This is a genomic window from Rhodococcus sp. NPDC059234 (assembly GCF_042754225.1).
GTDB lineage: Bacteria > Actinomycetota > Actinomycetes > Mycobacteriales > Mycobacteriaceae > Rhodococcus_G.
Window position 1 is genome coordinate 39,882 of the sequence record NZ_JBHZAH010000013.1, and the last position, 22,203, is coordinate 62,084.

Sequence of the window (22,203 nt, forward strand, 5' to 3'; positions counted from 1 at the left end):
TGTGATGACGGGATGGCAGGTGCGTCGGCCTGGACCGATGCGCGGCCGGCCGCTCCGGTCGGTGTCGATGCCGGTTCCCGAGCCGGGTCCCGGCGACCTGCTCGTGCGCGTCCTGGTGTGCGGGGTGTGCCGGACCGACCTGCACGTCGCGGAGGGGGATCTGCCCGTCCACCGTCAGTTCGTGGTGCCCGGTCACGAGGTGGTCGGTGAGGTGGTCGCGTGGGGTGACGCGGTGGGAGCGGGCTTCGGCCTGGGCGACCGGGTCGGCATCGGCTGGCTGCGGGAGACCTGCGGCGAGTGCCGCTACTGCCTGCGCGGGCGGGAAAACCTCTGCCCGGGTTCGCGATACACCGGATGGGACGAGGACGGCGGGTACGCCGAGTACGCCGTGGTGCCCGCGGCGTTCGCGCACCGGCTGCCCGACGGCTACCTCGACGAGGAACTGGCGCCGCTGCTGTGCGCGGGCATCATCGGCTATCGGGCGCTCGCCTGCGCGGAAGTACCCGAGGGCGGGCGACTGGGGATCTACGGGTTCGGTGGCAGCGCGCACCTGGCCGCCCAGGTGGCGATCGCCCGTGGCGCGGAGGTGCACGTGATGACCCGCGGCGACCATGCGCGGACGCTGGCGCTCGAGCTCGGCGCGGCCTCGGTGCAGGGCCCGGCGGATCCGCCTCCGGTGCCCTTGGATTCGGCGATCCTGTTCGCCCCGGTGGGCACGCTCGTCCCGCCCGCACTCGAGGCGCTCGACCGCGGCGGGACGCTCGCGGTCGCGGGCATTCACCTGTCCGACATCCCGCGGCTGAACTATCAGCGGCACCTCTTCGAGGAGCGCCGGCTCCGCTCTGTCACCGCGAACACGCGCGCCGATGCCCGTGCGTTCCTGGACTTCGCGGGAACGCACCGCCTGCTGGTGACCGCGAAGGGCTACACGCTGGACGAGGCCGACCGCGCGCTGACCGACCTGCGTGAGGGCCGGGTGACCGGTGCCGCCGTGCTGATCCTCGGCTGACGCAGTTCCCGTGTGTCACCCGTGGCAGGTGAAGCCCGGCCCGCGCCGGGCGGGCACGATCGGGTACGCGCCGGTGGTGGACGTCGCGCGCACACGAGAACCTCGCGGACAAGGAGCGCCGAGATGACGACGGTGATCGCGGCGGATCGGCTGACTCGGCGGTTCGGCCCTCGCCGGGGCGTCGACGACATCACGTTCGAGGTCGACGAGGGGGAGATCTTCGGATTCCTCGGCCCGAACGGTGCGGGAAAGTCGACCACCATCCGGATGCTTCTCGGGCTCTACCGGCGCACGTCGGGGACGGCGACCGTGTTCGGTCTGGACGCGGCGAGCCAGGCGGCACGGATCCATCGACGGACCGGGTACCTGCCCGGCGAACTCGCCCTCTTCCCCAAACTCACCGGCCGCGAGCACCTGGACCGGTTCGGCAAGCTGAAGGGGTCGCGGGACCGGCGGTACCGCGACGACCTGGTCGAACGTTTCGGTGTCGAACTCGATCGGCCGGTGCACATGCTGTCCAAGGGCAATGCCCAGAAGATCGGTGTGGTGATGGCGTTCGGTCACCGCCCCGATCTGCTCGTGCTGGACGAGCCGACCTCCGGGCTCGACCCGCTGCTGCAGGACGAGTTCGTGAGGCTGGTCCGCGAGACGACGGCCGAGGGGCGGACCGTGTTCCTGTCCTCGCACGACCTCGACGAGGTCCAGCGGCTCGCCGATCGGGTGTCGATCATCAAGGAGGGCCGGCTCGTGGTCACCGACACCGTGGCCGACCTGCGGCGTAGCGCGCCGCGCACGGTCGAGTTCCGGTTCGATCGCGCGGTCGACGTGGGGAGCTTCGCCGGCCTGGACGGGGTGCGCGTGGTGAGCTCCGCCGCGGACGGCGTGGTGCTCTCCGTGGCAGGCTCGGTGGCGCCGCTGCTGCGGGTCGCCGCCGAGCTCGAACCCGTCGAGATGAGCGCGCGGGGCGCCGATCTCGACGAACTGTTCCTCGGGTACTACCGGGACGACTCGTCGCAGGAGGATGCGCATGTCGATTGACCTGACCGCGCTCGACCTTCGGCTGCGCCGGCGGTCCATCTTCTTCTACGCCCTGGGCATGGCCCTCTACGCGCTGATCATCGTGGTCCTGTACCCGTCGTTCAAGAACGACACCGGCCTGGACGAATTGTTCTCCAGCAACTCCACCTTCGGGGCGCTGTTCGGCATCGCCGGTTCGCTGACCTCTCCCTCCGGGTGGTTGAACGCGAATCTGTACGCGAACTTCCTCCCGCTGATCGTGCTGATGGTGACCATCGGCTACGGGGCGTCCTGCATCGCCGGGCAGGACGAGGACGGAACGCTGGCGCTGATCGCGACGTTGCCGGTCTCGCGCCGGTGGATCGCGCTGCAGAAGGCCGCCGCCATGGTCGCGCTGAGCCTGCCGGTGCCGATCGTCACGGGGCTGTGTGTGGTGGTCGGGCGCGGCTTCGGCCTCGACGTCGACCTGTGGAACCTGGTCGGCACCACCGTCGGCGTCGTGCTGCTGGGCCTGGCCTTCGGCCTGCTGGCGATGGTCGTCGCCGCGGCCGGGGCGAGCCGGGGAGCGGCGATCGGTGTTGCCAGTGCGGTCGCCGCCGCGTCCTATCTGGTCAGTTCCCTTGCCCCGGCGATCAACTGGCTGCACTCGGCGAAGTACGCGTCGCTGTTCTACTACGCGGTCGGCGACAACCAGCTCGACGAGGGCCTGTCGTGGCTCGCCCTCGCGGTGCTGCTGGCGACGACGGTCGTGCTCCTCGTCGCCACGGTGATCGCCTTCGACAGCCGCGACATCCGCTGACCCTCCCGTGGCCGCGCTCACCGTCCGAGGTCGGGTGAGCCGGTTCAGTAGGCTTGCGCGCATGGTGGACGACGACGCCCGGCCCTCGACACTCGGCGAAATCATCCGGCAACAGCGCGAGCTGGCGGCGGTTCCGATGCGCAAGTTCGCCGAGCTGGTCGGGATCTCCAATCCCTACCTCTCCCAGATCGAGCGAAACCTGAGGGAGCCGAGTGAGCAGGTGCTGGAGGCGATCGCCGAGCACTTGCACACGTCCGCCGATCTGCTGGCCGCTCAGGTGCATCGGGTCGATGCCGGACAGCTGCCCGAGGTGGTGGCCGCGATCCGCCGCGACTCGGATCTGACCAAGGCGCAGCGGGCGGCGCTCGAGGAGATGTACGAGACGTTCCGGGAGGTGACGGTCGCGAAGCGGCGCCGCGGGGGAGTGTCGCCCCGCGACCGGTCCGCGTCCTCGGACCCGGACCGGTCCGGCGACGGCGACGGCGACGGCGTCTGAGGTCACGCCCCGGACAGGTCCACGACCTCCCGAAGGATCGGCAGCCAGTGCCCTCGGAGCACGTCCGGGTCCGTGATCATCCCGAGATGGCCGGTGTCGACGGCCCGGCGTGTGATCCGATTCCTTGCGGTCGAGACGTGATCGGCCAGCGCCCACAGCTGCCGGGCGGTGACGATTCGATCGCGGGTTCCGGCGAGCAGGAACAGGGGGCAGGCGATGGCACCGAGATCGACGGCCCCGCCGCCCACTTCCAGCTCACCGCGCACCAGCTCGTTGCGTAGGAACAGGTGTAGCGCAGCCCACCGGTACAAGTCCGGTGGAACGTCCTGCGGCGCGTCGAGCCAGCTCTCGAAGGCGACATGCGCCGCGACTCGGGCCGGGTCGCGGATGTGTGCCCACAGGTCCATCAGGCGGGCCCAGTCCTCGGGCCATTCGGCCAGCCGGAGCGCGACCGGGGTGGCGACCGTGGGTAGGACGCCCGTCGCGCGGCACGCGGTCGCGATGCCGGGCAGCCCGGCGGCCGGCCCGCCACCGGGCACATTGCGCGTCCCGGGCAGGCCGAGCGCGAAGTCGATCGGTGCCGCCGCCACGGTGAGCGCGTTGACCCGTGCCGGATGCACGGCGGCGTAGACGGTTGCCAGCCAACCGCCCTGCGAGTAGGCGACCAGGTTCACGGTGCCCCCGAGTTCCTCGATCGCGCCGGAGATCACCGCAACGAGGTCGTCGATACCGGCGGCCGAGGTGCGTGTCGTGGGCGGTAGCCATTCGAGGCAGTGCACTCCGGTCAGGCCCGCATCGTGGACGGTCCCGATCAGGCTGCGGTCGGCGGTCAAGTCGATCACGGTCGATGCATGTCCGGACAGTGGCGGCAGCACCAGGGTGGCCACCGAACCGTCCACGGTCGGCGAGAACTCTCGCAACCGGGCCAGCGGCCATTCGCGCCTGACGGTGTTCGGGTGGGCGAATCGGGTCGGGCGGCGCCGAGTCGCGGCCCGCCAGAACTCGACGCAGTCGAGCGCCACCTCGACCGGGGTGACGCCGCGGCGGGCCGCTGATCGCAGGTATCCGTTCCACCCCGCCCTCGCCGCCGACACCAGTTGCCTCTGTGTTTCTGTTGCGACCCAGAACAATTCGCGAGTCCCGAACATCAAGCCCTACCCCCGGATCTCGTGGTGACTGCGATCGGCCCCGGACGGTTCGACGAACCGTCCGGGGCCGATCGGTGACGCGGTCGAGCTACTTGAGGATCTCGCGGGCCGCCGTGGTGGCGGCCGAGCTGACCCCCTTGACCAGCGAGGCCTGCGCGTCCACCACGGCGGTGAGCCAGTCCAGCTTGGTGGCGCCCGCGATCGACTTCTGGAAGTCGAGGACGGAGGTGACGGCCTTCTCGTAGGTGTCGATCGACAGGTTGCCGCTCAGCTTCGCCGCATCGACGAACTTCTCGTTGAGTCCCTGAACGCGCTCGAGGTTCTCGTCGAAGGACTTGGTGATGGATTCGACGCCCTCGGCGACGACGTTCTTGGTGCCGGTGGTGGTTGCCTGCGCGACCATGTGATGTCTCCTCGGTGTGGTTCGGACTACCGTTAGCAAGTTAGCATGATGACTGCTAACGGTCTAGTGGTCGCGGTCGAGTCAGCCGAAAACGTATGTGCCGGGTGCTGTTCCAACACTCGGGTGCCGTTCGCTCCCCATCGGCGGCGGCGCCTGCAGCTCGCCGGCCCGAGGCCCTGCCCACGCGGCCCAGTCCTCCCACCACGACACGCCGTGACGCTGCGCCGACGTCCGCCAGGTTGCCGGGTCCGCCGGCAACGCGGGTGCGGCCGGGTCCTCGGGTGTGCCGAGCGTTTCGACCCAGCTCCTCTTCCCCGGCGGGTTGACGATGCCGGCTATGTGTCCCCCGTTCGAGAGGACGAATCGCGCCTTGCCGCCGAACAGCAGGGCGCCCGCGTACGACGACTCCCAGGGCACGATGTGGTCGTCGATCGCGCCCACGATGTACACGTCACTGTCGACGTCGGCCAGCGAGATCGCTTGTCCGGCAATCGTGAATGTTCCCTGTGCCAACTGGTTCTCGCCGTACAGCGTGCGCAGGTAGGTGCTGTGCATCGCGGCGGGCATCCGGGTCGAGTCCTCGTTCCAGGCCAGTAGGTCGAATGCCTGGGGCGCCTCTCCCAGCATCCAGCGGCTGACCCAGTATCTGAAGATCAGGTCGTTGGCCCGCAGCAGGTCGAAGGTCAGGGACATGTCCGCGCCCGGAAGGTAGCCGTCCCGCGCCATCAGGATGTCCGCGTTGGCCCGGGTTCCGGGATCGGTCAGCAGACCGAGGATCCCGGGTTCGCTGTAGTCGAGCAGCGTGTTCGCCAACGTCAGCGTGCCGAGCCGGGAATCGTCCGTGCCGGACAGGTAGCCGGCCGCGATCGAGGCCATCGCCCCGCCCAGGCACAGCCCGACGAGGTCGATCTTCGGTGCCCCGGTGATCTCCTCGACGACGTTCATCGCCGCTTTCACGCCGTCGACGAGGTAGTCGTCGAAACCGATGTCCCGCATCGACTCGTCGGGGTTGCGGTAGGAGATGAGGAAGACGGTCCGATGGTGCGCAATCGCCCATTCGACGAAGCTGCGGCCCGGGGCGATGTCCATGATGTAGTACTTGTTGATCCACGGTGGGCACGCCAGCAGCGGCGTCGCGTGGACCTGCTCGGTCTGGGGTGCGTACTGGATCAGCTCGATCAGATCGTTCCGGAAGACCACCTTGCCGGGTGTGGCGGCCATGTTCTCGCCGAGGGTGAAGGCGCTCTCGTCGATCCGCAGCGGTCGGCCGCCGCGCTTGACGACGTCCTCGATCAGGTGCGTGGCGCCGCGGGCCAGGTTCTTGCCGCCCGTCTCGATCGCGCGGGTGAGCACCTCCGGGTTGGTGACGGGGTTGTTGGTCGGCGCGACGGCGTCGAGCAGCAAGTGGGCGAACTGGCGGGCCTTCGCGGCCTTGAAGGCGTCTTCGGCGCCCGCGTCGACCAGTCGATCGACATACGACCGCGCGCACAGGTAGGAGCGGAGTACGGCGAAGTACGCCGGGTTGTCCCGCCAGGCGGGGTTGCGGAACCGGGCGTCGTCCGTGGCGACGGGCTCGGTGTCCGCACCGACGGCCACCCGCAGGGTGTCGGGTGGGATCTGCGCCAGGCCCATCGCGAGCTTGCCGGTGGCGGCGGCGACGGCCGCTGGATTGCGCGCGGCGCCCCTGGCGACGGATGCGCTCGCGGAGAACCAGCCGACCGGATCGACCTTCGCTGACAGTTGTTGCCGCACCTGCTCAAGCACGGTTGCCTCCCTCTGCGCCTGCGCCTGCGCCCGTGACGTCGCCGAGGTAACGCACGATCATCTGCGCAACGCAGACCGGGCGGTCGATGCCCTGCGCGTCGAAGGTGAGGGTCGCCGCTAGCTGGTAGCCGCCAGCGCACGGCTCGACCGACGTCACATCGGCGACAGCGCCGACCGAGGAGTCGACCGGCACCGGGGCCGGAAAGCGGACCCTGTCGAGCCCGTAGTTGATCACCTGGGCGCAGTCGGTCACGTCGAGCAGGTGCGAGAAGAGCTCGACGGCGAGAGACAGAGTGAGGTAGCCGTGGGCGATCGGGGTACCGAACGGCCCGCTGCGGGCGCGGTCCGGGTCGACGTGGATCCACTGGTGGTCGTTGGTCGCGTCGGCGAACAGGTTGATCCGTTCCTGCGTGATCAGGACTCGGGACGACGCGCCGAGGCTCTTGCCTGCGAGCTCGGGAAGTTCGGCCATGGTGACGCGACGCGCGACCTGGCTGTCGGTGGTGTTGATAGTCGTAGTCCCCCTGTGTGTGGATTCGAGTGTTCCCCGAATCTGTGAGCGTCGGCTGCGGTTTTCGTCGATCCGACCGCCAATCCGAGAATTGCCTAGTGAATACGGATTGCGGTTACGCGCATTCACGTGAATTTCCGGTCGGGGGCCGAACGGGCGGAGCATATACCGACAAAAGAAATTATTGCCAACATGTCCATCGACACCCTTGTTTGACATATGTCCAGGTCACAGTGTTGCTGATTCCGATTTGTACCTTTTATGGACCGGCCGATCGATGCGTGCAGGACATTTGCCGCAATTGCGATATGTTCCCTATTGGAACGAATTCTGTTTCTACTTTCCGGTAACAATTCCACTTACTTTCGGGTAAGGAAATTGTCTACCTGTCGGTAAGAATGTGGGTCACATCAAACGGGTCGGGTTGCGGGCCCGCGAGTGGCGAAATGCCGAATGGGCGGGGGTGGGCTCGAACGCTTCGGTCGCTTCGGTCGCTTCGGTCGCCTCGGTTGACATGGCCGACCCCGCGCTGCATGCTAGAACACACGTTCGATGCGACTTCCCCGCACGAGTATCGCGACCGACTCCGGTGGCGGGTGCGACAGGGAAGGTGTGGGCGATGGGCTGGGGAAACGGGCCGCCGACGTGGTCGGAGATGGAGCGGGTGCTCTCGGGGCGTCCGGGGAGGAACCCGCCGGAGGCGATGTACCCCGGCGACGGGAGTGACAGTCCGGCGTGGTCCCGCAAGCGCGGCGAGTACCGCGCGGGACGTGTGGGGTCGGTCGAGGGTCCGGTCGTGCCCTACGCGGAGTTGCACGCGCACTCGGCGTTCAGCTTCCTCGACGGCGCCTCCTCGCCCGAGGAACTGGTCGAGGAGGCCGTCCGGCTGGGGCTCGAGGCGATCGCGCTGACCGATCACGACGGACTCTACGGGGTGGTCCGCTTCGCGGAGGCAGCCAAGGAACTGAGCATGCGTACCGTGTTCGGTGCCGAATTGTCGCTCGGTTCAACGGATTCACGGGCAGGAGTGCCGGATCCGGACGGCACGCACCTGCTGGTTCTGGCGCGCGGGCACGAGGGCTACCGTCGGCTGTCCCGGCAGATCGCGGCCGCGCACCTGGCCGGCGGTGAGAAGGGCAAACCGCGTTACGACCTCGACTCGCTGACCGATGCGGCGGGCGGGCACTGGCAGATCCTCACGGGTTGTCGCAAGGGGCATGTGCGCGGCGCATTGGCGAGCAGCGGCGCCGCGGCCGCGGAGGACGAGTTGCGCAGGCTCGTCGAACGATTCGGCCCCGACCGGGTCAGTGTCGAACTCACCCACCACGGGATCGCAGAGGACGACGAACGCAACGCCGCACTGGCCGACCTCGCGTTCCGATGCGGGCTACCCGTCGTCGCGACCACCGCCGCGCACTTCGCCGATCCGCAGCGGCGGCGGCTCGCGATGGCGATGGCCGCGGTCCGGGCCAGGCGGAGTCTGGACGATGCGGCGGGTTGGCTGGCCCCGGCCGGGGGAGCGCATCTGCGCTCGGGGGCGGAGATGACGCGGCTGTTCGCCGCGCACCCCGCGGCGGTGCCGGGCGCGGCCGACCTCGGCCGTGAATGCGCATTCGACCTGCGGTTGATCGCGCCGAAGCTGCCGCCCTTCGACGTCCCGGACGGGCACACCGAGGACAGTTGGTTGCGCGAGCTGACGATGGCCGGTGCACACCGGCGCTACGGCACTCCCGCGCGCCGGCCCGACGCCTACCGGCAGATCGAACACGAACTGGCCATCGTTGCGCAGCTGAGCTTTCCGGGCTACTTCCTGGTGGTGCACGACATCGTGTCCTTCTGTCGCCGCAACGACATCCTCTGCCAGGGCCGTGGCTCGGCGGCCAACTCGGCGATCTGCTACGCCATCGGCATCACCAACGTGGACCCGGTCGGCAACAAGCTGCTGTTCGAGCGGTTCCTCTCGCCGGAACGGGACGGTCCGCCGGACATCGACGTGGACATCGAGTCCGATCGGCGCGAGGAGGCGATCCAGTACGTCTACAACCGGTACGGCCGCGACTACGCCGCGCAGGTCGCCAATGTCATCACCTACCGCGGCAAGATGGCGGTCCGGGACATGGCTCGCGCGCTGGGCTACTCGCAGGGCCAGCAGGACGCGTGGAGCAAACAGGTCAGCCGCTGGTCCGGCGTGAAGGACGAGGCGGGGACGGACATCCCGCCCGCGGTGCTCGAGCTCGCCGGCGAGATCGAGGGTTTTCCACGGCATCTCGGTATCCACTCCGGTGGCATGGTGATCTGCGACCGTCCCATCGCGGACGTGTGCCCGGTGGAGTGGGCGCGGATGGAGAACCGCAGCGTCCTGCAGTGGGACAAGGACGACTGCGCCGCGGTGGGCCTGGTCAAGTTCGATCTACTCGGGCTCGGCATGCTCTCTGCGCTGCACTACATGATCGACATGGTCGCCGAGCACAAGGCCGTCGAGGTGGACCTGGCCGCGCTGGACCTGTCCGAGGCTGCGGTCTACGAGATGCTCTGCCGAGCAGACTCGGTCGGCGTGTTCCAGGTGGAGTCCCGGGCGCAGATGGCCACCCTGCCGAGGCTCAAGCCGCGTAACTTCTACGACCTGGTGGTGGAGGTTGCATTGATCCGGCCCGGGCCCATCCAGGGCGGGTCGGTGCACCCGTACATTCGGCGCCGCAACGAGATCGAGCCCGTCACATACGACCACCCCGCACTGGAGAACTCCCTCGAGCGCACCCTCGGGGTGCCGCTGTTCCAGGAGCAGCTGATGCAGATGGCGGTGGATGTCGCGGGGTTCACCGCGGCGGAGGCCGACCAGTTGCGCCGGGCGATGGGGTCCAAGCGTTCTCCGGAGCGGATGGAGCGGCTGCGGGGCAGGCTGTACGACGGCATGCGGGAGCTGCACGGCATCACCGGAGAAGTCGCGGACCGGATCTACGAGAAGCTGTACGCCTTCGCGAACTTCGGTTTCCCCGAGAGCCATTCGCAGTCCTTCGCCTCGCTGGTGTTCTACTCGGCGTGGTTCAAGCTGCATCATCCGGCCGCCTTCTGTGCCGGTCTGCTGCGGGCCCAGCCGATGGGGTTCTACTCGCCACAGTCGTTGGTCGCGGACGCCCGCCGGCACGGGGTGCGGGTGCACGGGCCGGACGTGAATGCGAGCCTGGCCTACGCGAGTCTCAAGTGTGGCGGTACCGAGGTGCGACTCGGACTCGGGGAGGTCCGGCACATCGGGTCGGCACTGGCCGAGAAGATCGTCGCCGCGCGGTGCGAGGGTGGGTGCTTCGCGTCGCTGCTCGACCTGACCGGCCGGGTGGAACTGACTACCGCGCAGGCGGAGTCGCTGGCCACCGCGGGTGCGCTGGCCTGTTTCTCCGGTTCGCGTCGGCAGGCCCTGTGGGCGGCGGGTGCGGCGGCGGGGGAGCGACCGGACCGGCTGCCGGGCACGGGAACCGCGGTGACCTCGCCGACCCTGCCGGGCATGAGCGACGTGGAACTGGCCGCGGCCGACGTGTGGGCGACCGGGGTGTCTCCGGACACCTATCCCACCCAGTTCCTGCGCCCGCAGTTGGATGCGCTCGGGGTGATCCCGGCGTCCGGTCTGCTGGCGGTGCCCGACGGTGACCGGGTGCTCGTCGGCGGGGCGGTGACCCATCGGCAGCGCCCGGCGACCGCGGCCGGGGTCACCTTCATCAATCTCGAGGACGAGACGGGGATGGTGAACGTGGTCTGCTCGGTGGGGCTGTGGGCCCGCTATCGGAACCTCGCACACACCGCCCCCGCCCTGCTGGTCCGCGGGAAGGTGCAGAACGCGGAGGGGGCGGTGACGGTGGTCGCCGACCGGTTGCAGCGAATGGACCTGCGGATGGCGGGAAAATCGCGGGACTTCCGCTGAGCGGTCGCGACCCGCGTCACACCGGGAACATCGGGCTCGTCCGCCCGGTTGACATACCCCAGGGGGTATAGTTCACCGAAACGAAAGGGGTCGACGTGAAGGTCGTCATCGTGGGTGGGGTTGCCGGCGGAATGTCCGCCGCGACCAGGTTGCGCCGGCTGGACGAGGCGGCGGACATCGTGGTCTTCGAGCGGGGTGGTCACGTCTCGTTCGCGAACTGCGGTTTGCCGTACTACGCGGGCGGCGTGATCGAGGATCGTGACGCGCTGCTGCTGCAGACACCGGAGAGCCTCGCCGCCCGGTTCCGGCTGGATGTGCGGGTGCGCACCGAGGTGACGGCGATCGACACCGCGACCCGCACGGTCACCGCGCGCGACCTGCTCACCGGTGCCGAGTACACCGAGTCCTACGACTCCCTGGTCCTGAGCCCCGGCGCGAGTCCGATCGTCCCCGGCGTCGAGGGGGTCGACCGCGCGCTGGTGCTGCGCGACGTGGACGACGTGGACCGGCTGGTGGGTGCGATCGAGGGCTCGGCGCGCTCCGCGGTGATCGTGGGGGCCGGCTTCATCGGCGTCGAACTCGCCGAGAATCTGCGCAATCGTGGCCTCGCGGTCTCCGTTGTCGAACTCGCCGACCAGGTGCTCGCGCCGCTCGACCCGGAGATGGCGGCCCCGGTCGCGGACGAACTGCGCGGCAACGACGTTCGGCTCGAGCTCGGCACCCAGGTGGTCTCGATCGACGCGGACACCGCGACCCTGGCCGACGGCCGGACGCTGCCCGCCGACGTGGTCGTGATGGCCATCGGCGTGCGACCCGAGACCGGACTGGCGGTCGCCGCCGGTATCGAGATCGGTCCGCGCGGCGGCATCCGGGTGGACGAGTCGATGCGCACCTCCGCCGAACACGTCTACGCGGTCGGCGACGCGGTCGAGAAGGTCGACGCGGTCGCGGGCGAGCCCGGACTGGTTCCGCTGGCGAACCCGGCGAACCGACAGGGCCGGCTCGTCGCCGACGTCATCGCCGGACTGCCGGTGCGGCCGCGCCGCGTGGTCGGCACCGCGATCGTCGGCGTGTTCTCGCTGATGGCGGCGGCGGTGGGCTGGAACGAGAAGCGGTTGCGCGCGGCGGGCAGGCCCTACCGGGCGATCCACACGCACCCGCAGTCGCACGCGGGGTACTACCCGGGCGCCGAGGGCATGTCGCTCAAGCTGCTCGTCGATCCGGAGACCGACGCGATCCTCGGTGCCCAGGGTGTCGGCGGCGACGGCGTCGACAAGCGCATCGACGTGATCGCCACCGCGATGGTCGGCGGCATCACGGCCTCCGAACTCGCGGACCTGGAGTTGGCCTACGCGCCGCAGTTCGGTTCCGCGAAGGATCCGGTGAACATGCTCGGCTACATCGCAGACAACCTGCGCGCGGGCACGGCCGCGACCGTGCAGTGGCACGAGCTGCCCGACCTGCAGGCCGCGGGTGCGGTGCTGGTCGACGTCCGCACGCCGGAGGAGTTCGCCGCCGGGACCGTTCCGGGCGCGGTCAACGTCGAGCTCGACGAGCTGCGGTCCCGGGCGCACGAGCTGCCGGACGGGGAACTCGTCGTGCACTGCCAGGTCGGCCAGCGCGGCCACACCGCGGCGCGTCTGCTGCGTCAGCTCGGGCGTTCGGTCCGCAACCTCGACGGCGGCTACCGCACCTGGCAGTCGGGTCAGGCCTCGGTCGGTGACCCCGTGTCTCGGGTCGGTGACCCCGTGTAGCGGCAGGTCAGGCGTCGGCGTCGGGAGCGTCGGGCTGCCCCTCGGGCCGCTGGTCCGTCGGCTCGGGGGCCGGGTTCTCGTCCAGGACGCCCACGGTGACGCCGTAGGGCAGGAAGCGGACCAGGCGCCGGGGGTCGATGTTGCTCTTGTTGGCACGCAGGGCGTCGAGTTCGCTCGAGAAGACCTGCTCGACGCGGGCGGCGCCCGCGTCGTCGACGAGGTAGATCGCCCAGACCCCGTCCCCGGTGTCGCCGGTGGTGGTCGGGCGCGCCGCCGGCCACACCCGGTGGGTGGTGTGCCCGTCCATGCCGCTGGACCACACGGAGCCGATGCCCGCCTCGCCGAGGAAGCTGCCGACCTTCCCGAGGGCGTCTCGGAGGCCGTCGCCCACCTCGCGGGCCATGCGGTCGAGATCCTCCGGGTCGAAGCCGAAGGGCCCGTTCTCGCTCATGATGTCTCCTGCGCTGGTGTCGGGGGGCGAACTGGCCTCGCCTCCAGTGTGGACGCGGTGCGGCGCCAGCGCCAGGAGGCGACCCGCAAGATACCCCACGGGGTACCCTGAATCCGGGTCGATCGACGAAGTATCCAAGAAAGACGAAGTATCCAAGAAAGAGGGAGGTGTCGCCATGACCGGCGACGAGGAGAGCATTGCGCTGGTGCTGAACCGGCTCCGGCGCGCGCAGGGCCAGCTGGCCGGGGTCATCTCGATGATCGAGAGCGGCCGCGACTGCAAGGATGTCGTCACCCAGCTCGCCGCGGTCTCGCGGGCCCTCGACCGGGCCGGCTTCAAGATCGTCGCGACCGGGCTGCGGGACTGCCTCGAGGGCAAGGACCGCGACAACCAGGCCCCGATGACCGAGGCGGAGCTCGAGAAGCTCTTCCTCGCCCTGGCGTGACGGGAATGGACGCGAGCGCCTGGGACGACCGGTACCGCGACCGCCCGGATCCGTGGGGGTCCGAGCCTGCCGAGGCCATCCGCGAACGGCTCGCCGACGCGGTGCCGGGGCGGGCCGTCGACCTCGCCTGCGGTGACGGTAGGCACGCCCGGTGGCTCGACCGCACCGGCTGGACGGTCACCGCCGTCGACTACTCGGCCGTGGCGATCGAACAGGCCCGCGGGCGCGATCCCGAGCGGCGGATCGACTGGCGGGTCGGTGACGTCACCGACTGGTCGCCGGACGGTCCGGTGGACCTGGTGCTGCTGAGCTTCCTGCACCTGCCGATCGAGCAGTTGCAGGCCCAGATCGCCCGTGCGGCGGGCTGGCTCGCCCCCGACGGCCGCCTGCTCTACCTCGGGCACTCGCTGGAGAACTATCACCGCGGGGTCGGCGGCCCGCCGGACCCCGCGATCCTGCCGACCATTGCCGACCTCGCCAGCGCGGCCGACGGGATGCGGGTCGACGCGCTCGAGCACGTGTGCCGGGCCGTCGACGCGGGCACCGCGGTGGACATCCTGCTCGACGCACGGCCGTGGGGACTCGCCCCGCACCGGTGAGGAACACCGAACACGAAACGAGGACACAGATCATGGAACTAGGCATCGCCACCACACTGACCACCTCCTTCGACGAGGCGGTCGCACGCGCCCGCGCCGCGCTGCAGGAGCAGGGCTTCGGCGTGCTCACCGAGATCGACATGCAGGCCACCCTGAAGGCGAAGCTCGGCGAGGACATCGGGCGGTACCTGATCCTCGGGGCCTGCAACCCGATGCTCGCCCACCGCGCGGTCAGTCTGAACCGGCAGATCGGCCTGCTGCTGCCCTGCAACGTGGTGGTGCGGGCGGACGGCGACGCGGTGGTGGTGGAGGCGATGAACCCGCAGCTCATGGTCGAGGTCGCCGACGATGCCGAGCTCGCGGTCGTCGCCGACGAGGCAACGACGCGCCTGCGGACCGCGATCGACTCGCTCGCCGACTGAAACAACCGCCCGGTCCCCGGCGGGGCGTGGTGCGTGCGGGATCGTCGGCATAGCAATATGTAACCCTGCATCCCGCCGAACGATTCGCGTTCGGCGGCGTGCGGTTGCGAGCTGTTCGACACCGAATGGGGAACGTGCATGTCCGTGGGAATTGGGATCCGGATCGGCAGTCTGGTGTCCACCCTGGTGGTGGCGTCGAACGAGCCGGGCACTCCCGACCCGATCGTCATCGTCCGCGACACCGTGCTGTATCTGTGCTCGGACGGTGAGGCCGTGCTCGGCGGCGCGGATCCGGGCGGCGACTCGGAGTTCGTCAGCACCATGTCGGGTTTCGTTGCGCGGGTGGGGGATCCGGAGGGTGTCGCGACCAGCGACGGCACCCGCTACCGAGCCGAGGACGTCGTGGCCACCGCGATGCGGAGCCTGGTCCGCGAGTGCGAGCCGTTGCCCACGTTCGGCGGACGGGACGGAGGCGCACCCAAGGTGGTGGCCACCCACCCGTCGTCCTGGGATTCGGAGACGGTGGCGGAGCTGCGCAATTCGCTGAACTACTCAGGGCTGTCCGAGGTGTCGCTGGTCTCGGACGCCGAGGCGGCCTGTGCGTGGTTCGAGTCGGAGGTGGCCGAGAAGCCCGGCCAGTTGATCGGCAGCTATCACGTCGACGATGCCGGGGCGACGGTCACGCTGGTGCGCTCCGGCGTCTCCAGCGGGCGGTCGTTCCGATTCGCGGCCGGTCGCGGCGCATCGCCGACCGCGCAGTTGTCCAGTGCGCTCGGCGCATTCGGATGGCTGCCGTCGAACCTCGACGCCGTCGTGGTGACCGCGGACGGACTGGTTGCACGAGACGACGCCGCGCTGCGCGGCGTGGCGAACGCTCTCGCGGAGAAGTTCGGTGTGCACTGCGTGGTCGGTCCGGGACCGGAGCAGGCGGCCGCGCTCGGTGCCGCCATTCTCGCGGCGGGATACCGGACCTCGCACCACGGCAACAACAAGCCGATCGGTCTGCCGCCGTCCTACGACGTCACCGAGGTGCTCACGGCCATCGGGCGGATCCGGCCGGTCCCCGACGCGGCGGAGGTCGCCGCCGTGCCCGAGTCGGTCAGCGCGGGTGCAACTCTCGTGACGACGACTCCGGACGACGCCAAGTCCGCGGTGGACGGCGTGGCCGTCGTCGACGGGGAGACTGTGGAGGCGCCGGCCGGGCACCGCGTGCGCACTGTGCTCGTCGTGTTGGCCGCGATCGCGGCGATACTGGTCCTGATCGGCGCAGGGGTCGCGTTCGCGCTGCTCTGATCGCGCCGGGTGGGTGAACGGCCCGGCCTCAGCCGGCGAACAGTGTCCGCGTCCACACTCCGCGGGCGGTGTGTGCGGCGACCACCAGCCACGCACCGATCAGCAGGACCAGTAGTGCGGCAGAGAGTCTTTGCACCGCAAGCGATTCGGTTGCGGTGCCGAGTGCCGCCGCCCCGACTGCGCAGGCGCCGACGGGGAAGGTGAAGCTCCACCAGGTCATCGAGAAGCGCAGTCCGCGACCGGTCGCGTGGGCGGTGAGCAGGCAGGCGCAGCAGAAGGCCAACACCCCGACGGCGCCCGTCACGATGCCGTACCCGACACCGAAGGTGCGCAGGTCGGCAGCCACCGACGGGTCCACCGCCCCCACCGAGACCCGGCCGAGCAGGTTCGCCGCCGCGATCGACTGGCCGATCACGCCGAGGGGAATCCAGAAGGTGGGCAATGCCTGCAGCGTGGGCAGGCCGTTGCGGTAGGTGTGGACCGCGACGACCGACACCGTCGCGAGCGCCGCGGCCAGGGCCGTGCCGAACAGGGCGTAGCAGGTGAGCAGCAGGGTGAGCTGGGCCGCGCCCTCGGGGAGGTGCGGGATCAGCGCGGCCCCGGTCGTGGCCGAGACCATCGGCGGCACCACGGGCATCAGCCAGGCCGGGGACGGCGTTCCACCGCAGCGCATCCGGGGCGGAACCGCGACCAGCGCCGCGATCCCGGTGACGGTGCCGACGACCCACAGCGACGCGGAGATGCCGATCGCGAACGGGCCGAGCAGGTCGGAGCCGACCGCGAGCGACCCGGCGCCGACGGTGAGCAGCGCCATGGGCAGTGCGCCGTAGAACGGTGTCGTCGCGGGATTGCGGGCGTAGCCGAGCGCGTGTTCGCGATGCCGAATCCAGTGCGCCGCGAACGCCACCGACAGAACCAGTAGTTCCGCGGTCGCGAGCAGCCAGAACGTTCGCGCGAGTGCCTCGCGTCCGGGAAACTCCAACGGGAGCGAGGCGGCGCCCACCGCGATGATGCCGGTGCCCATCACGACCCCGAACCAGTTCGGCGTCACGTGTGCCAGCGCTCGATGCGGAGTCGGTCCGGCGGACGGGGGTGCGGCGGTGGTGAGCATGTATCCACCATCGCGCGAGCGGATCGTCGCCGGTAGAGGCGTTGCGCTTGCCCTGTCACAACCGTTGATTGTGACCCGGCTAGGCTGGGGGCATGCCGATCTCGCCCCGCGTCCCCGAGTTGGCCGCACTCGACGTGCTGGTCTCCGTAGCCCGCCTGGGCAGCATGGGCGCCGCCGGTCGCGAACACGGACTCAGCCAGCAGGCGATCAGCGCCCGCGTGCGGTCCGCCGAACGTCAGCTCGGCATCAAGGTGTTCGACCGCGCCACCACCGGCGTGACGCCGACCTACGAGGGCGGACTGGTGCTCGAGTGGGCGGCCGGAACCCTGACCGCCGCGGAGCATCTCGCATCGGGAATCTCGGCGCTGCGCGGCGAACGGGCGGCGAACCTGACGGTCGCGGCCAGCATGACCATTGCCGAGTACCTGGTGCCCGGGTGGACCGTGGCGATGCGTCGCAAGCACCCGACCGTGGTCACCTCGGTCCGATTGCTCAACTCGTCCGACGTTGCCGCGCAGGTGTTGGCAGGTGACGCGGATCTCGGCTTCGTCGAGGGACCGGACGTGCCCGCCGGGCTGGATGCTCGGGAGGTCGCCCGGGACGAGCTGGTCGTGATCGTCCCGCCCGGCCACGCGTGGGCACGGTCCGGCCCGATCGCCCCCGCCGAGCTCGCCCGGACCCCGCTGATCCAGCGCGAGTTCGGCTCCGGCACCAGGACCACTCTGGAGCAGGCCGTGCCCGGCTGCGTGGCGCCGTTGCTCGAGCTCACCTCCTGCACGGCGGTCAAGGCCGCGGTGGTCGCGGGCAACGCACCCGCGGTGGTGTCCTCGCTGGCCGTGGCCGCAGACCTCGTCGACGGCAGGCTGGTCGCCGTCGAACTGCAGGACCTGCGACTCCCGCGCCGGCTGCTCGCGGTGTGGGACCGCGACCGCGGACTGCGCGGCTCGGCCCGCGAGTTCCTGGATATCGCGGCGGGCTGAGCGCGGCGATGGCGAGGACGGTGGCGGCGCAGATCAAGCCGAACAGCAAGAAGGGCCCGCTCGTCGAGACGCTAGAGGACGGCACCCTGCTGCTCTACGTGCGCGCTCCGGCGGTGGAGGGCAAGGCCAACAAGGCGGCCGAGGAGCTGCTGGCCCGGCATCTGGGCCTCTCGAAGAGTGCGGTACGGCTGATTTCCGGCGCAACCTCGCGCCACAAGCGCTTCGAGGTGCAGGATTGACGGATGTCCGGTTGGGACGGTGAGGGCTACGCGAGGGTGAGCGGTCTGCAGCGCACCCTCGCCGAGCGGTCGCTGTCCGGCCTCGACCTCGGTGGCGCCGAACGCCTCCTCGACATCGGATGCGGCGACGGCTTCGTCACGGCCGAGTTGGCTGCCCGCCTGCCGGGCGGTTCGGTGGTCGGCGTGGACGCGTCCCCGAGCATGATCGACGCGGCGCGGGCTCGGACGGCGCCCGCCGGGACCGCCCTCGAGTTTCTCGTCGCCGACGCCCGGGACCTCCCGTTCGCCGACGAGTTCGACGTGGTGGTCTCCTTCAACGCGCTGCACTGGGTGACCGAGCCGGGGAGTGCGCTCGCCGGGATCGCTCGGGCGCTGCGGGCTGCCGGTAGGGCGACGATCCAGGTGGTGTGCGCGAGTGAGCGTCCCAGCCTCGAAGCGGTGGCCATGCGGGTGTGTCGCAGGCCCGAATGGTCCGGCGACTTCACGGGATTCGAATCGCCCTTCCTGCACGTCGACCCGGCGGACTACCCCGAGCTCGCGTCCTCCGCAGGCCTGACCGTCGCCGGCCTGCGCGTCGCCGACCTCGACTGGGACTTCGGCTCCCGCGAGGCGTTCGCGCAATGGTTCGCGGTCGGCGCGACGGCCTGGACGAGCCGACTCGACGACCGCCGCGCGGCGGGGTTCGTGGACCAGGTCGTCCGCGACTACGAGACCGTCGCCGGCAGGCCGGGGTTGTTCCGGTTCACCCAGATGCGGGCCGAACTCGCCAAGTCCCGGATGTCCGAATCTCGGACGCCCGAACGGCGGGCGTCGCCCTGACTACTGCCCGCCCGCGAACCCGTGCTGGCGCCACGCCTCGTAGACGGCCACCGCCGCCGCGTTCGACAGGTTCAGCGACCGCCGGCCGGGGATCATCGGAATCCGAACCTGCGCGGTGACGTGGCGGTCCGCGAGGACCTCCTCGGACAGTCCGGTCGGCTCCGGTCCGAACAGCAGCACGTCGCCGGGCTGGTAGGCGATGTCCGTGAACGAGATGTCCGCGTGCGCGGTGAACGCGTAGACCCGCTGCGGGGCCAGCGCCGCCCACGCCGTCGGCAGGTCCTCGTGCACGGTCACCGAGGCGAGGTCGTGATAGTCCAGTCCCGCGCGACGCAGCTTCGGCTCGGACAGGTCGAACCCGAGCGGGCCGACCAGGTGCAGCTCGCATCCGGTCCCCGCGACCAGGCGGATCGCGTTGCCCGTGTTGGGAGGGATACGGGGCTCGTGGAACATCAGTCGGAACACACCGATCAGCTTGCCAGGGTCGAGTAGCAGACCCGTTGCCGCCACCCGGGCAGTCCCCGTGGTCGGGACTGTCGGAGGGGGAGGGCAGGATCGGGGCATGGCTGAGGACGACATCCAGGAATTCATCGGCGAGGACTTCTCGGACGCCCGACTGCCGCGCCAGCAGTGGTCCAACCGTCACTACACGGGGTGCTCGTTCCGGGACGCGGACCTGAGCGAGCTGCAGACCGAGCACGTGGTGTTCACCGACTGCGACTTCACCGGCGCCGATCTCACCGACTCCCGTCACCTGGTGACGGCTTTCCGGTCCTGCACGTTCAACCGGACCCGACTGTGGCACAGCGTCTTTCGTAGCTCCAGCCTGCTCGGCTCGACCTTCGAGGACTGTCGTCTGCGCCCCATCGAGTTCGACGAGGTGGACTTCACCCTGGCCTCGCTCGGCAAGGCGGACCTGCGCGGCGTGGACTTCACCGACTGCCGGATGCGCGAGGCCAACCTGGTCGGCGCGGACCTGCGCAAGGCGGTGCTGCAGTCGGTCGACATGTTCGGTGCCCGGACCTCCGACCTGCGGCTCGAGGGCGCTGACCTGCGTGGCGCGCACGTCGACGCGGCGTTGTGGACCAGTGCCAAACTCGACCAGGCGAAGATCGAGATGACGCAGGCGATCGCGATGGCCACCGCGCACGGACTTATCGTCGAGCCCTGATCGAGGCGGACGGGTGTCCTCGTCAGCGCACGAACTCCCGGGCCAGCAGGTCCATCAGCAGCCCGTCGGCCCAGCTGCCGTCGTGGTTCATCTCGTACTCCCGCATCACCCCGACGTCCTTGAAGCCGACCTTCCGGTAGCACGCGATCGCCGGAGTGTTGGCGGCCTTGGGGTCGATGACGAGGCGATGGAAGTGGTGGTCGTCGATCAGGTGCGCGCACAGCACCCGCACCACTTCGGTGCCGAGGCCGCGGCCCTGGGTCTCCGAGGCGAGGAACAGGTCGAGGCCCGCGTGCCGGTAGTCGGGGTCGGGCTCGAAGTACCACTGTGCGAATCCGACGATCCGATCTCCGGCCAGCACGGTGTACTTGGTGGTGTCCGGCTCCTCCACCTCCGGCCAGTCGTCGTCGGGCATCTGCCACCACCGGCGTACCTCCGGCTCGCGATGGATCTCGCGGAGCCGGGCGCGGTGCTCCGGCCGCAGTGGCGTCAGCAGCACCCTCGGGCCGCGTAGTTCGGGTGCAAGTTCCGGAGTCGGTGCCATGTCCTCAGTCTGACCTGAAACAATGGCGGGCGTGACTGCAACGATCCTCGATGGTAAAGCGACCCGTGACGAGATCTTCACTGACCTGAGGGCCCGGGTGGATGCACTCAGGGCCAAGGGCATCACGCCCGGACTGGGAACCGTCCTGGTCGGCGACGACCCCGGATCGGCCTCGTACGTGCGCGGCAAGCACAACGACTGCGCCAACATCGGCATCACCTCGATCCGGCGCGACCTGCCCGCCGACATCACTCAGGCCGAACTCGAGGCCACGATCGACGAGCTCAACGCGAACCCCGAGTGCACCGGCTACATCGTCCAGTTGCCGTTGCCCAAGCATCTCGACGAGAACGCGGCGCTCGAGCGGATCGACCCCGCCAAGGATGCCGACGGCCTGCACCCGGTCAACCTGGGCCGGCTCGTGCTCGGCAAGGAGTCCACTCTGCCGTGCACCCCGCGCGGTGTGGTTCACCTGCTGCGTCGCTACGACATTCCGATCGACGGCGCGCACGTCACCGTCGTCGGCCGCGGCGTCACCATCGGCCGTCCGATCGGGTTGCTGCTGACCCGGCGCAGCGAGAACGCCACCGTCACCCTGTGCCACACCGGGACCAAGGACCTCGCCGCCGAGGTGCGCCGTGCTGACATCGTGGTCGCCGCCGCCGGCGTCGCGGGCCTGATCACCGCGGACATGGTCAAGCCGGGCGCGGCCGTCATCGACGTGGGCGTGAGCCGCACCGCCGAAGGCCTGCGCGGTGACGTCTCCGACGAGGTCCGCGAGGTCGCGGGATTCGTTTCGCCCAACCCCGGCGGCGTCGGGCCGCTGACTCGCGCGTTCCTGCTGAGCAACGTGGTCGAGCGCGCCGAGCAGCTCGCCGCGGCCGCGGAATAGTCCCGATGACGGCCGCCACCGCGAACCGCTGGGTTCGCCTCGCCCGCCGGAATCTGCCGCTGTTGGCGGTCGCCGCGGTGGTCCTGGTCGCGGTGATCTTCGTGCTGGCAGAACGGTGGCGTCGCGGAGCCTTCGTCTTCGGTCTCGCGACGCTGCTGGCCGCCGGGTTCCGGCTGTGCCTGCCGGAGGAGGAGGTCGGGCTCCTCGCTGTCCGCGGGCAGACCTTCGACGTGGCGGCCCTGACGGCGGTCGGCGGGGCGATCGTGTGGCTCGCCGTCTCGATCGACCCGCTCGGCACCGGCTGAGCCGAGCTCCTCGGGCCGTGTCGAGACTCCTCGGGCGAAGCCTCGGGCCGTGTTGAGACTCCTCGGGCGAAGCCTCGGGCCGTGTGGTTGGTGCCGGTGCTGCCGCCGAGTCGGCGGC

General features: G+C 70.0%; 24 protein-coding genes. 16 read left to right on the forward strand and 8 right to left on the reverse strand.

Annotated features, from left to right (window positions below; all coding sequences use genetic code 11):
• The first annotated feature begins 4 nt into the window (after window positions 1-4).
• From ACFXGJ_RS04885 to ACFXGJ_RS04900, 4 genes are all read left to right on the forward strand, one after another.
• Window positions 5-1,009 carry a zinc-binding alcohol dehydrogenase family protein gene (locus ACFXGJ_RS04885; RefSeq protein WP_378617100.1) on the forward strand — a complete coding sequence of 335 codons (1,005 nt, stop codon included), beginning with the start codon at window positions 5-7 and terminating at the stop codon, window positions 1,007-1,009.
• Between the two features lie 123 nt (window positions 1,010-1,132).
• The gene (locus tag ACFXGJ_RS04890) at window positions 1,133-2,047 is read left to right on the forward strand and encodes an ABC transporter ATP-binding protein (RefSeq protein ID WP_378617054.1); all 915 of its coding nucleotides are present in this window, start codon (window positions 1,133-1,135) and stop codon (window positions 2,045-2,047) included.
• The gene (locus tag ACFXGJ_RS04895; protein ID WP_378617056.1) at window positions 2,037-2,825 is read left to right on the forward strand and encodes an ABC transporter permease subunit; all 789 of its coding nucleotides are present in this window, start codon (window positions 2,037-2,039) and stop codon (window positions 2,823-2,825) included. The genes ACFXGJ_RS04890 and ACFXGJ_RS04895 overlap by 11 nt, the downstream gene beginning before the upstream one ends.
• Before the next feature lie 61 nt (window positions 2,826-2,886).
• On the forward strand, window positions 2,887-3,321 hold the full coding sequence (locus tag ACFXGJ_RS04900; protein ID WP_378617058.1) for a helix-turn-helix domain-containing protein: 435 nt from the start codon (window positions 2,887-2,889) through the stop codon (window positions 3,319-3,321).
• 2 nt (window positions 3,322-3,323) lie between these two features.
• Here the strand turns inward: ACFXGJ_RS04900 and ACFXGJ_RS04905 are convergent, their stop codons facing one another.
• The 4 genes from ACFXGJ_RS04905 to ACFXGJ_RS04920 all read right to left on the reverse strand — a co-directional run bounded on the left by ACFXGJ_RS04905 (window position 3,324) and on the right by ACFXGJ_RS04920 (window position 7,108).
• Complete coding sequence (locus tag ACFXGJ_RS04905) at window positions 3,324-4,415, reverse strand: alpha/beta fold hydrolase (RefSeq protein WP_378617060.1); 1,092 nt, start codon at window positions 4,413-4,415, stop codon at window positions 3,324-3,326.
• A 142-nt stretch (window positions 4,416-4,557) separates the two neighbouring features.
• Complete coding sequence (locus tag ACFXGJ_RS04910) at window positions 4,558-4,872, reverse strand: hypothetical protein (RefSeq protein ID WP_378617062.1); 315 nt, start codon at window positions 4,870-4,872, stop codon at window positions 4,558-4,560.
• Window positions 4,873-4,953: 81 nt separating this feature from the next.
• A complete protein-coding gene (locus ACFXGJ_RS04915) occupies window positions 4,954-6,636 on the reverse strand; it encodes a PHA/PHB synthase family protein (RefSeq protein ID WP_378617064.1) in 1,683 nt (560 codons plus the stop codon).
• Complete coding sequence (locus tag ACFXGJ_RS04920; protein ID WP_378617066.1) at window positions 6,629-7,108, reverse strand: MaoC family dehydratase; 480 nt, start codon at window positions 7,106-7,108, stop codon at window positions 6,629-6,631. The genes ACFXGJ_RS04915 and ACFXGJ_RS04920 overlap by 8 nt, the downstream gene beginning before the upstream one ends.
• Window positions 7,109-7,766: 658 nt before the next feature.
• Here ACFXGJ_RS04920 and ACFXGJ_RS04925 point away from each other — a divergent pair.
• Together ACFXGJ_RS04925 and ACFXGJ_RS04930 are read left to right on the forward strand one after the other, a co-directional pair.
• Window positions 7,767-11,060: an error-prone DNA polymerase gene (locus ACFXGJ_RS04925; RefSeq protein ID WP_378617068.1), complete on the forward strand. Its 3,294-nt coding sequence runs from the start codon at window positions 7,767-7,769 to the stop codon at window positions 11,058-11,060.
• A gap of 95 nt (window positions 11,061-11,155) precedes the next feature.
• Window positions 11,156-12,814: an FAD-dependent oxidoreductase gene (locus ACFXGJ_RS04930; protein WP_378617070.1), complete on the forward strand. Its 1,659-nt coding sequence runs from the start codon at window positions 11,156-11,158 to the stop codon at window positions 12,812-12,814.
• Window positions 12,815-12,821: 7 nt separating this feature from the next.
• Here the strand turns inward: ACFXGJ_RS04930 and ACFXGJ_RS04935 are convergent, their stop codons facing one another.
• The gene (locus ACFXGJ_RS04935; protein ID WP_378617072.1) at window positions 12,822-13,265 is read right to left on the reverse strand and encodes a hypothetical protein; all 444 of its coding nucleotides are present in this window, start codon (window positions 13,263-13,265) and stop codon (window positions 12,822-12,824) included.
• A 175-nt stretch (window positions 13,266-13,440) separates the two neighbouring features.
• On the opposite strand from ACFXGJ_RS04935, the gene ACFXGJ_RS04940 reads away from it, so the two are divergent.
• From ACFXGJ_RS04940 to ACFXGJ_RS04955, 4 genes are all read left to right on the forward strand, one after another.
• Window positions 13,441-13,710 carry a metal-sensitive transcriptional regulator gene (locus ACFXGJ_RS04940; RefSeq protein ID WP_378422264.1) on the forward strand — a complete coding sequence of 90 codons (270 nt, stop codon included), beginning with the start codon at window positions 13,441-13,443 and terminating at the stop codon, window positions 13,708-13,710.
• Window positions 13,711-13,715: 5 nt separating this feature from the next.
• Entirely contained in the window at window positions 13,716-14,309 is a 594-nt protein-coding gene (locus tag ACFXGJ_RS04945) for a class I SAM-dependent methyltransferase (RefSeq protein ID WP_378617075.1), read from the forward strand.
• A 32-nt stretch (window positions 14,310-14,341) separates the two neighbouring features.
• Entirely contained in the window at window positions 14,342-14,731 is a 390-nt protein-coding gene (locus tag ACFXGJ_RS04950; RefSeq protein ID WP_378617077.1) for a DUF302 domain-containing protein, read from the forward strand.
• A gap of 138 nt (window positions 14,732-14,869) precedes the next feature.
• Window positions 14,870-16,024: a hypothetical protein gene (locus ACFXGJ_RS04955; RefSeq protein WP_378617079.1), complete on the forward strand. Its 1,155-nt coding sequence runs from the start codon at window positions 14,870-14,872 to the stop codon at window positions 16,022-16,024.
• Window positions 16,025-16,052: 28 nt separating this feature from the next.
• Here ACFXGJ_RS04955 and ACFXGJ_RS04960 read toward each other — a convergent pair whose 3' ends face one another.
• Window positions 16,053-17,135: a TDT family transporter gene (locus tag ACFXGJ_RS04960; protein WP_378617081.1), complete on the reverse strand. Its 1,083-nt coding sequence runs from the start codon at window positions 17,133-17,135 to the stop codon at window positions 16,053-16,055.
• Window positions 17,136-17,227: 92 nt separating this feature from the next.
• On the opposite strand from ACFXGJ_RS04960, the gene ACFXGJ_RS04965 reads away from it, so the two are divergent.
• Genes ACFXGJ_RS04965 through ACFXGJ_RS04975 form a run of 3 tightly spaced genes read left to right on the forward strand, consistent with a single transcriptional unit; the run spans window position 17,228 to window position 19,173 of the window.
• Window positions 17,228-18,115: a LysR family transcriptional regulator gene (locus ACFXGJ_RS04965; RefSeq protein WP_378617084.1), complete on the forward strand. Its 888-nt coding sequence runs from the start codon at window positions 17,228-17,230 to the stop codon at window positions 18,113-18,115.
• Window positions 18,116-18,123: 8 nt separating this feature from the next.
• A complete protein-coding gene (locus ACFXGJ_RS04970) occupies window positions 18,124-18,354 on the forward strand; it encodes a DUF167 domain-containing protein (RefSeq protein WP_378617086.1) in 231 nt (76 codons plus the stop codon).
• 3 nt (window positions 18,355-18,357) lie between these two features.
• Window positions 18,358-19,173, forward strand: a complete 816-nt coding sequence (locus ACFXGJ_RS04975; RefSeq protein WP_378617088.1) for a class I SAM-dependent methyltransferase — start codon at window positions 18,358-18,360, stop codon at window positions 19,171-19,173.
• On the opposite strand, the gene ACFXGJ_RS04980 is transcribed toward ACFXGJ_RS04975, so the two are convergent.
• Entirely contained in the window at window positions 19,174-19,638 is a 465-nt protein-coding gene (locus ACFXGJ_RS04980) for a tRNA (cytidine(34)-2'-O)-methyltransferase (protein WP_378617102.1), read from the reverse strand. It lies immediately after the preceding gene.
• Window positions 19,639-19,735: 97 nt separating this feature from the next.
• Between ACFXGJ_RS04980 and ACFXGJ_RS04985 the strand changes: the two genes are divergently transcribed.
• Window positions 19,736-20,344, forward strand: a complete 609-nt coding sequence (locus ACFXGJ_RS04985; RefSeq protein ID WP_378617090.1) for a pentapeptide repeat-containing protein — start codon at window positions 19,736-19,738, stop codon at window positions 20,342-20,344.
• A 22-nt stretch (window positions 20,345-20,366) separates the two neighbouring features.
• Here ACFXGJ_RS04985 and ACFXGJ_RS04990 read toward each other — a convergent pair whose 3' ends face one another.
• Window positions 20,367-20,888: a GNAT family N-acetyltransferase gene (locus tag ACFXGJ_RS04990; protein ID WP_378617092.1), complete on the reverse strand. Its 522-nt coding sequence runs from the start codon at window positions 20,886-20,888 to the stop codon at window positions 20,367-20,369.
• Between the two features lie 31 nt (window positions 20,889-20,919).
• Between ACFXGJ_RS04990 and ACFXGJ_RS04995 the strand changes: the two genes are divergently transcribed.
• The gene (locus tag ACFXGJ_RS04995) at window positions 20,920-21,780 is read left to right on the forward strand and encodes a bifunctional methylenetetrahydrofolate dehydrogenase/methenyltetrahydrofolate cyclohydrolase (RefSeq protein WP_378617094.1); all 861 of its coding nucleotides are present in this window, start codon (window positions 20,920-20,922) and stop codon (window positions 21,778-21,780) included.
• Window positions 21,781-21,785: 5 nt separating this feature from the next.
• On the forward strand, window positions 21,786-22,085 hold the full coding sequence (locus tag ACFXGJ_RS05000) for a DUF3017 domain-containing protein (protein ID WP_378617096.1): 300 nt from the start codon (window positions 21,786-21,788) through the stop codon (window positions 22,083-22,085).
• The last annotated feature ends 118 nt before the right edge of the window (window positions 22,086-22,203 follow it).